Consider the following 6,679-nt stretch of genomic DNA (forward strand, 5'->3'; position numbering starts at 1 on the left):
ATCTCCTGATATTTCCGTTGAGCGCGGTTGCGGCTGATGGGCGATAGGGATTCATGCCGGCGAACTCACAATCATTCTCTTGTGGCGCTCGAGCACCCGCGGCGCAGTTTCGTCCAGCATCAGGCAAAGCAAGCCTGCACAGATGCACAGCGCAGCGGCGATCCACATCGAGCTGGACGGACCGAACACGTCGGAAGCGATCCCGGCGAGAGCCGGGCCCGCGAAGCCGCCCGCGAGCTCGCCCACCCCCATGATGAAGCCAAGCGCGGTAGCAACATGGGTCGGCGGGATCGTCTCGGACGGCACGGTGGCCATGAACAACGAGAAGCCGCCAATGGCGAGATAGCCGATGCCCATGAACAACACCATCAAAGGCAACGGTCCGTCGAACATGACGGTTGTCACCGGGGCAATCACGCCAACGAAGCCTGACAAGACGAGGATCGGACGGCGACCAAATCGATCCGACAGCGCTGGTACGATGATCGAAGACGCGGCCGTCGCGATACCGGTCGCGGCCACGGCAACGCTCATCGCGCTTGGCGACAGACCGCGGACCTGCACCAGGTAGATCGGAAGGAACGTGATCTGGATCAGGAGCCAAGACACCATCAGGCAGCTCACGATCGCGCAAACCCAGATGTTGCGATGTTTCAGCATCGTCGAAAGCGGGATCGTGTTGCGCGCCGACGCAGTCGATACCGGAGCGGCACCCGACGAAGGTTCACGGATAAATAGGATAATCAGGGCGGCCACCACGAAGCCAGGCACCGCCGCTATGTAGAAAGCGCTTCTCCAGCCGTAGATCTGCGCAATTGCGACGAGCAGCAGAGGAGCGGCAAAATTACTGAGGAGCGCGCTGAAGAAATTCTGCAGAACGCCCATGTTGAAGCCGCGACGGTGCTCCGACGATTCCGCGGCCATGATCGATTGCGCGATCGGAAGCACAGGTCCTTCCGCAAATCCCATGACGAGGCGCGCGGCAAGCAGCGTCAGAAACGAATTGGCGAGACCGGATCCTACCGAGCACATCGAGAAGATCACTATCGCGCAGACCAGCAGCGTTTTACGATTCTGGAAATAGTCCGAGAGAGTGCCGACGACATAGCCGGCGATTGCCCAGGTCAGCGCCAGGCCAGCCGAGAGGAGACCCAGCTGGGTGTTGTTCAGTTGAAGCTCAGGCACCAGAAATGGAGCTAGAAAATTCAGCGCAAGACGGTCGAAGAATACGAAGCCAAACGCGGACCCCATCAGGACGACAACGAGATTTTCATAACTAAGGATGCGATTCTTGCTCATAACCCTCCCCATTGTTTCCCGTATGGTTGTTTTCGGCCGCGTTCTATGCGCATTGCGCCGGCGCGGCTTCTGATATTTCTTGACGCGCCAGCCCATTGCGCCGGCTCTCATACAGCCGCCGCATTCTCGCGAACTCGACGACCTGCTCGGCCACGAATCCAAGCTGTTGCGCTATGATTGGATCACTGCACGCACCATCTGCGGAAAATGGCCTCTGCGCGGTGTTGATCACCGCTGAAAATGGAGTCGGCCAACCGCGCAGCGCGTGAACGATGGTCCGCAGAGTTCCCAGCGTCGGTCCCATGGCTTGAGCTCCGCCCGCGCATACGATGGCGCCGACAGCACGTCCGGCAAGATAGCTGCGCGCGTCCGCGCGGAGATCCTCGGTGTAGTCTATTGCGTTCTTGACCAGGCCCGAGATCGAGCCGTGATAGCTTGGGGTGGCAATGATGATGCCGTCTGCGGCGCGCAGCGCTTCGACCAGGGTCGTCGCACGCTCCGTACGTTCAATGGCGTCGTAGTGAGGGAGATTCAACGATTGCCCGGCGAAGATCTGCGTTTTCGCACCGAGCCGCGCGGCTTCCGTCAAAGCCAGGCGGAGCGCCCTCTCCGAGGTTGATCCGTCGCGCAACGTGCCGCCGATCCCGACGACGAGCGGAGACCAGTCCTTCATCGCAGCGGCCCACTTTCCTGCGCAGCACGATCAGCCGAGGTGCAAGGCACCTCATGCGAATGCTGGCCAATTCGGATATGCGAGCACCCTCGCCCGGCATCGAACAATGCCATGCGCGTCTCTCCCCATCATCGGCGCCTTGATTGCGTGTGGCGCCTCTTCGTGAGGTGAAGGTAGGACATGCCGGGGGGCTAAGCCTGCACAAACCGGACCGGTTTGCAGGAAACTGACACAAACTGCCGGCTTCGTTTCCAGGAAACGAGCCAGCGTTCAGATCGGAAAGGCAGATCGTGGAGTTCTTAATTCATTGCCCGTCGATAAGCGCCCGGCGACAAGCCGGTCATCCGACGGAACGTGTTGGTGAAATGTTGCTGGTGCGCAAACCCGCATTGCCTTGCGACTTCCGCGAGGCCAATGTTTGGATCCGTGAGGAGCAGTTTCGCATGATGAATTCGCACCCCCACAACGTAGCGGTGAGGAGACACGCCCAGCGAAGACTTGAACAAGCGTATGAAATACTCGGGGCTTACGCCGCAGATCGCAGCCAAATCGCCTAACTTGATGCAATCGGCGATATTGGCTTCGACGAAATCACGAATCGAGCGCACGCTACGCGTACTCAGGCCGCGTTCCACACCACCCGACGTTTTCGGCTTCCGTCCATTGAGCACGACAAATCGATTGGCTATGGCATGCGCAATTGAATCGGCCATAAGGGAACACGAGACATCACCCTCACGCACCATTTCCTCCACCACGGCCAGGAGATTGTGGGTTAAGGGCTCCGGCTCACCCAACAAAGGCGAGAGGCCGAAATCGGAGTTCTGCGCTTGACCTTCAGAGCCGGCAAACAGTTCAGGACGCAGGTACACATGGATCGAATCCAATGGCGTATCTAGCGTCACCTCGCAGTCGCGGCGCGGCGGCAGGAAAAATATCCCCTTCTCCTGCAAGTGCCTGGATACGACACGCCCATCGATCCGATAGGTAACATCGACTGGTCCACTCGCCGCAGTCACCAGCAGGGCGTTGGCATTGGCTTCGAAGCGGCCCCTGAACGGCTCTTCCCGCTGAACCGATGCGAACATCGTCGACCAGCCGAGCCCCGCACTCGACGCCTGGCCTTTCACGTCGAACTGTCGCAGCACGGAATGGACCTCGCCTCTGTCGAAAGGCCGCACGGTGCGCTCATTTTGCGCTGCTGCTGGCGATGGTGAATCGGAGTGTTTCTGCATCGGCCTGACTGCCTATCAGTGGACGCCGCGACGGTACCGACCGGGCGTTTGGCCGGTCAGCCTGCGGAAGGCACGCGTCAAGTGTTCCTGATGAGAGAAGCCACAGCGCAGTGCGATCTCGGCGAGGCCTTGCTGGTTTTGCTCGATCAAGCGCTTGGCCCGTTCGACACGTGCCGCGATCACGTATTGGTATGGTGATTTGCCGGTCGTTGCTGCAAAAGCTCGACCGAAAGACCTTGTGCCGATGCCGCACGCGCTGGCCATCGCAGCAAGGGTGATCTCACCCTCAAGATTGGCTTCGATGAAATCCTGAAGGCGCCGGAGCTGATATTCAGGCAGCCCAGCGGTCTGAACCTGCCAGGGTTCGCTACTTCTGCTGATCGCGGAGATCCTGTTCGCAAGTGCCCGCGCGATCGGATCGATGAAGAGATCTGAATTCGAGACGTTCTCGCAAAGTGCCTGCTCAACCGCGTGCGCCAGATGCTGTAGAACCACATCCCGCTCAACCAGCAGCGGCGTGACCTCATTGACACGTTCGCGTCCAACCAAGGTTGCGCGCAGATAAATATGCAGCGTATCCAGCGTCCCGTGCAGTCCCACCTTGCACGCATGACCTGCCGGTAGAAAGAAGGCGCTTCCCTTTGGAACGCAACGCGAAGTGACGTGGCCGCCGGATTCAAAGGTCGTCTGCACCGGGCCGCTGCGGTGCAACACAATGAGGTCGTCAGCGATCGCTTCGAACCGGCCCTCGAAGGGATTCTCCCTTTGTATGGATGCGTAAATCGAAGACCATCCATACCCCTCACTCGAGGCATGAATGTCGGCCCCAAACCGCTGCAGAACGCGGTGGGTATCGGAGCCTCTAAACTCACGCTTGGCTTCCATCTCGTGCTCGGCTTGGTGTCAGCTGACGGGCCCGCTGCAGCGCAATATGCGCGGCATGATGATGAAGAATAGTGCACTATAACGATGATGCTCTGAGCACGCCAGCGCCTTCGTTTGGCTGACCGAGACTCTGCAGGGGAGAGGTAAGGAAGTGGAGCTGATCAGTTCTGTCGCCGAGATATTCGGCAGGTCATCGATGCTGATGAGGACCTTGTGCTTGTAAGAAGCCAAGTCGTGTCTTGGCACTATGCAGCGACGAAAACACGAAACGTCACATCCCATGACACGCAGTTGGTCTTGATCATCGCATTCTTTGGCGACTGGTGGGCCGGCTCGCGGCGCAGTGATAGAGTTCAAGCTCAGTGCAAAGCACGAGCGGCAGCACCCACCAACGCATCAGCGCCATCTCGCTCCCAGGTCCTGCTCGTTCCGCTCTGCGAGAGTCACCTCCGATGCTCCTGTAACCCGAGTATCGCGGAATGAGCGATGACGTTAACCGCCTCTCGGAAGCGACACTGACGCGCAGGGGCGCGCTCCGTGCACCATTTTGCAGGACAATTGCTCGCCGCGACCGGCCGCAAGTCTCGATAGCCGTTTGGACCCGCTTTTTGCGAGGTTGAGCAACTGCTTGATCCTGCCTCTGGTGCCCGAAGATCTCGTCTATGCCCGGGTCTCGGTGGTGCAGGGGTCGATGAGCAGTGTCTGTTTTGGTTGGACGCTGAAAACGTCCAACCAAACGTCCCGTTCTGATGCTCATTCGCTGCAAGCGATCGATATCGTTTGGTGGGCGCACCAGGGCTCGAACCTGGGACCCGCTGATTAAGAGTTCAAGACGGGCGCCTCTCTACGATTTCTGAATCTACGCCACGCCGCGACAACGGCCAAGAAGGTCTTTTATTTCTAGGGACTTGTCGCATAGCTTCGCAGTCCAGCGAACCCAGACCTTCAAACACCTCGGCTCGCCAAAACCGTTTGAAAACCGTTTTAGCAGTTCACATCCGCCCCCATGACCGACATTCGCATTGCTCTCAGCGACAAAGCTATCGCTCAGCTACCGACTCCTGAAGATGGCTGGTATTTGGCTCGCGACACCGAGTTGAAAGGTTTCTTCGTCGTCGTGGGTAAGCGGAAAAGGACCTTCACGGTTCAAGGCGACCTCAGACATCGGGGGAAGCGGGCCTCTTCCATAAGAGTGTCGATTGGAGATGCCACCGAATTAACGACTCGAGCGGCTCGCGCAATTGCCAAGGAATACCTTGCTCAGATCAGCAAGGGGCAGCACCCGAAACTGAGGCTAGGCGGAAAGGCCGGACAGGCCGAGACCGATTGGAACAGTGGGGTAACGGGCGCGACCCTGAAGCAGGCTTGGCAACGCTATTTGGAAGCCCACCTAATCCGAAAAGGCCGTAGCGAGAAAACGATAAGTGGTTATCGGGATCACGTCGAACGTCTCTTTTCGGAATGGCTTGACACCCCTCTGCTCGATCTCGCGAATGATCCGGCTCGCGTCGCCAAAAAGCATGATCAGCTTACTAGGGAGAACGGTCCCTACATGGCCAATGGGAGCATGCGGACGCTGCGAGCCATCTACAATCATGCTCGGAAGACCAATCGATCGCTGCCGCGTGACAATCCCGCGGATGCTGTCGATTGGAATCAGGAGGAGCGCAGGAACACGGGTATGGGCACCGGCGATTTGAGAAGATGGTTCATAGAGCTGGCAAATCTGGACAATCCAATCCGGCGCGAATTCCATCTTTTCACCTTGCTGTGTGGGTCTAGGCCAACCGCATTGCAGCAGGCTAAGCCGGAACACATCAATTTTCGACGCCGAACGCTCCACATCCCTAGGCCCAAGGGAGGCAGCAAGCGAGCGTTCGACATCCCGCTGTCTCGGGAAATGATCCTGAGCCTCATTCGAGTGCTTCGCTTCGGCAGGCAAATGCATCCGACTCAGGCGCAAGAAAGGTTATTCCCAGCTGAGAGCGCCTCCGGACACCTGGCGGAAACCAAGGAGGACCGAGATATCTTATCAAAATGGGGCAATGACCTTCGTCAAACATTTCGGACACTTGCCACCGCTGCTGGCGTTTCCGAATTCGACGCCAAGCTCCTGATGAACCATTCAATCCCTGGAGTGAATGCAGGCTATGTCACTCGACACAAGCTAGTTGAAGACCATCTGCGCAGCCAGCAACAAGCTATCAGTACCGTCGTGTTTTCCGCACTCGGTAAGTTGCGCACAGAACAGGGAGCTCTGATCGATTGGCTTGGTCATCGGGCAAGCCGAAGAGCTGTGAGCAAATTCCGATCGAAGCCAAGCAATCTCGGCGAGGAGCAAGGCAGCGATCAGTGCGATCGGAATCTTCGAACGGATCACCTCACCCGTCGTGACAGAAAGAAACCGATTGCCGTCACTGCGGCGAAGCACCGTTCTACGCTATCCATGAACGCAACCCTTGCTAAAAAGATCAGTTCAGCTTTTTCGTAATGTAAGTGCGATTGCAACTGCCAACTTGCTCGTACTCGCGCGACGAGTTTGAGAGTCCCTCCGGCCAGAACAGAAAATAACCGAAACGCTCATACC

5 protein-coding genes are annotated in these 6,679 nt (G+C 58.0%); 1 reads left to right on the forward strand and 4 read right to left on the reverse strand.

The features are described 5' to 3' along the window. Window positions 1-51 precede the first annotated feature (51 nt). The 4 genes from I6F16_RS18225 to I6F16_RS18240 form a co-directional block, all read right to left on the reverse strand. A complete protein-coding gene (locus I6F16_RS18225; protein WP_225114494.1) occupies window positions 52-1,299 on the reverse strand; it encodes an MFS transporter in 1,248 nt (415 codons plus the stop codon). A gap of 43 nt (window positions 1,300-1,342) precedes the next feature. Next, window positions 1,343-1,972, reverse strand: coding sequence for an NAD(P)H-dependent oxidoreductase (locus tag I6F16_RS18230; protein WP_225114495.1), 630 nt, complete (start codon window positions 1,970-1,972; stop codon window positions 1,343-1,345). A 299-nt stretch (window positions 1,973-2,271) separates the two neighbouring features. After that, window positions 2,272-3,207: an AraC family transcriptional regulator gene (locus tag I6F16_RS18235; RefSeq protein ID WP_225114496.1), complete on the reverse strand. Its 936-nt coding sequence runs from the start codon at window positions 3,205-3,207 to the stop codon at window positions 2,272-2,274. A gap of 15 nt (window positions 3,208-3,222) precedes the next feature. Next, window positions 3,223-4,092: an AraC family transcriptional regulator gene (locus tag I6F16_RS18240; protein WP_225114497.1), complete on the reverse strand. Its 870-nt coding sequence runs from the start codon at window positions 4,090-4,092 to the stop codon at window positions 3,223-3,225. A gap of 1,006 nt (window positions 4,093-5,098) precedes the next feature. Between I6F16_RS18240 and I6F16_RS18245 the strand changes: the two genes are divergently transcribed. Continuing rightward, complete coding sequence (locus tag I6F16_RS18245; protein ID WP_225173910.1) at window positions 5,099-6,583, forward strand: integrase arm-type DNA-binding domain-containing protein; 1,485 nt, start codon at window positions 5,099-5,101, stop codon at window positions 6,581-6,583. Window positions 6,584-6,679: the final 96 nt, after the last annotated feature.

Source organism: Bradyrhizobium sp. IC4060, from assembly GCF_020193715.1.
Classification (GTDB): domain Bacteria; phylum Pseudomonadota; class Alphaproteobacteria; order Rhizobiales; family Xanthobacteraceae; genus Bradyrhizobium; species Bradyrhizobium yuanmingense.

What these genes read in the sequence shown, in the direction of transcription:
- I6F16_RS18225 (WP_225114494.1), bottom strand. Translation starts at nt 1,299, where the DNA reads ATGAGCAAGAATCGCATCCTTAGTTATGAAAATCTCGTTGTCGTCCTG.
- I6F16_RS18230 (WP_225114495.1), bottom strand. Translation starts at nt 1,972, where the DNA reads ATGAAGGACTGGTCTCCGCTCGTCGTCGGGATCGGCGGCACGTTGCGC.
- I6F16_RS18235 (WP_225114496.1), bottom strand. Translation starts at nt 3,207, where the DNA reads ATGCAGAAACACTCCGATTCACCATCGCCAGCAGCAGCGCAAAATGAG.
- I6F16_RS18240 (WP_225114497.1), bottom strand. Translation starts at nt 4,092, where the DNA reads ATGGAAGCCAAGCGTGAGTTTAGAGGCTCCGATACCCACCGCGTTCTG.
- I6F16_RS18245 (WP_225173910.1), top strand. Translation starts at nt 5,099, where the DNA reads ATGACCGACATTCGCATTGCTCTCAGCGACAAAGCTATCGCTCAGCTA.